This is a genomic window from Streptomyces sp. NPDC096311, assembly GCF_044763085.1.
Lineage (GTDB): Bacteria > Actinomycetota > Actinomycetes > Streptomycetales > Streptomycetaceae > Streptomyces.
In genome coordinates, this window is record NZ_JBIWFN010000068.1 from 1 (window position 1) to 1,590 (window position 1,590).

Here is a 1,590-nt window from a genome sequence, read left to right on the forward strand (position 1 = left end):
AGCTTGTTCCTTAACCTCCGGCTTGATCATCAACGTTCGCCAGGTCACTCGTTCGGGTGATCGCCGGACGTGGGTACGGCCTTCTCGTGATCCTGAACTCAGCGACGAGATCAGAGTGTTCACGAAGAAGGCCGTGGTGATGAGTGTGCTGGCGCGGGTCGGCGAGCGGGACGCATTCGAGGAACTGTCACACTTCCGGACCGACTTTTACGGGTGCTTGTCGGCGCGGGCGGATGCGTTCTTCGATCTCACCGACGCGTTGCTGTGTGCGGACGAGCCGGTGAAGACCCCGGTGGAGCTGTCGCTGACCGCTGAGCACCGCCGCGGCTACGGCTCCTTGTATGCGGCGCTCAACCACGGTCGCCTCGATGTCGAGCGGCTGCGTGACCTGCTGGTCTCGGTGCCGCTGCCGCGCTTCGAGGGGCGGATCGTGCTGTCCGTGGACGTCTCACCGTGGCTCCGATCGGATGCGGCGTGCTCGCCGGAGCGGCTGTTCTGCCACGTTCACGGCCGATCCCGGGCGGCCGCTCAGATCATCCCGGGCTGGCCGTACTCCGTGGTCGCCGCCCTTTCCCCGGGCCCATCGTCGTGGACTGCGGTCCTGGACGCGGTCCGCCTGGGCCCCGAGGACGACGCCACCGCTGTCACCGCCATCCAGCTGCGCGCCGTGGTCGAGCGCCTGGTCCGCGCCGCCCAGTGGCGGACCGGCGACCAGGAGATGCTGGTCGTGATGGACGCTGGCTACGACGTGACTCGCCTGGCGTGGCTCCTGCGAGACCTGCCCGTCGAACTCGTCGGCCGCCTGCGCTCCGACCGGGTGTTGAGGGTTCCGCCACGGCCGCTGTCCTTCACTTATCAGCCCCTGGGACGCCCGCGGAAGCACGGCCTGGAACTCCGGCTGGCCAAGCCGGAGACCTGGCCCGAGCCCGCGCTGGTGACGGTCAACGACACCGACCGCTACGGCAAGGCCCACACCCAGGCCTGGGACCGGGTCCACCCCCGGCTGACCCACCGTTCCTCGTGGATCGACCACGACGGCGAACTCCCCCTGGTCGAGGGCACCCTGATTCGGCTCAAGGTCCAGCGCCTGCCCGGCGATCGCGACGCGCCGCCGCTGTGGCTGTGGTCCTCGAAAACCGGCGCCAGCACCACCGACGTGGACCAGGTCTGGTCCTGCTACCTGCGCCGCTTCGACCTGGAGCACACCTTCCGCTACTTCAAACAGGACCTCGGCTGGACCCGCCCGCGCCTGCGCAACCCACAGGCAGCCGACCGCTGGACCTGGCTCGTGATCGTCGTCCACACCCAGCTCCGCCTCGCCGCCCCAGCCACGGCCGACCAGCGCAAGCCCTGGGAGAAGTCCACCCACGCCGGCACCGCGAGGACCCCGACGCGTGTTCGCCGAGCATTCCGGAACATCCGACCCCACCTCGCCAACCCGGCCAGGGTTCCGAAACCCACCCGGCCCGGACCCGGACGCCCACCCGGCTCCAAGAACCGACACCCCGCCACCCGCTACGACGTGGGCAAAACCATCAAACGCCCGGAGACGCTGATCGAACGCGATCAAGCCCGGCGATAAGGAACAAG

Annotated in this window: 1 protein-coding gene; it reads left to right on the top strand. The window is 68.9% G+C overall.

All coding sequences use genetic code 11. The features are described from left to right. Positions 1–139 precede the first annotated feature (139 nt). A complete protein-coding gene (locus ACIRA5_RS53615; RefSeq protein ID WP_403706010.1) occupies positions 140–1,582 on the top strand; it encodes an NF041680 family putative transposase in 1,443 nt (480 codons plus the stop codon). The last annotated feature ends 8 nt before the right edge of the window (positions 1,583–1,590 follow it).

Bases quoted from the DNA above. Each gene is read 5' to 3' on its own strand.
- ACIRA5_RS53615 (WP_403706010.1), top strand. From the start codon at position 140: ATGAGTGTGCTGGCGCGGGTCGGCGAGCGGGACGCATTCGAGGAACTG.